This window comes from Burkholderia sp. Bp8984, assembly GCF_003853755.1.
Classification (GTDB): Bacteria; Pseudomonadota; Gammaproteobacteria; order Burkholderiales; family Burkholderiaceae; genus Burkholderia.
The window spans coordinates 1-600 of record NZ_QTQN01000107.1; the positions used below are offsets into that span (position 1 = coordinate 1).

General features: G+C 64.3%; 1 protein-coding gene. It reads right to left on the reverse strand.

Features of this window, described 5'->3' with window-relative positions:
* Positions 1 to 596 (reverse strand): hydrolase (locus DID98_RS35545; protein ID WP_148093566.1); only part of this gene is annotated, 596 nt, incomplete at its 3' end.
* Between the last annotated feature and the right edge of the window lie 4 nt (positions 597 to 600).

A 600-nucleotide genomic window follows, 5' to 3' on the forward strand; every position in this document is an offset into this window, starting at 1 on the left:
GTTTCGATGAACAGGTTGATGAATGCAGGAACGGTTGCGCTGCGCGCCCAGTCGCGCTGCAGTTCGCAGAACAGCTGCGCGACGCTGATCATCTGGCCGCCGGCCTGCTCGATACGGCGCAGCGCGGCTTCGTGCGCGGCGACCGACGTGCCGCCGACTGCGTCGACCACCACATAGACTTCGTAGCCGGCCTTCAGCGCGTCGAGCGCGGGGAAGGTCAGGCACGCTTCGGTCCACAGCGCGGTCATGATCAGTTTCTTGCGGCCGGTGGCCTCGACGGCCTTGCGGAACTCGACGTCTTCCCACGAGTTGATGCTGGTGCGGTCGTAGGTCGGATAGCCTTCGAGCGCGGCGCGCAGCTGCGGGATCGGCGGCTTGTTCAGGCCGGTCTTCACGTTGACGGTCGAGTGGACGATCGGCAGGTCGTACGCGACTGCGGCCTTCGATGCGCCGACGATGTTGTTGATCAGCAGCTGGCGATCCATCGATGCAATCGAGTTCACCTGGACCGGCTGGTAGTCGATGACGATGAACGCCGCGTTCTGCGGGGTGAGCAGGTGGTCGTTCGCGGGATCGCGAATCGGTTCGCTTGCCATGGTT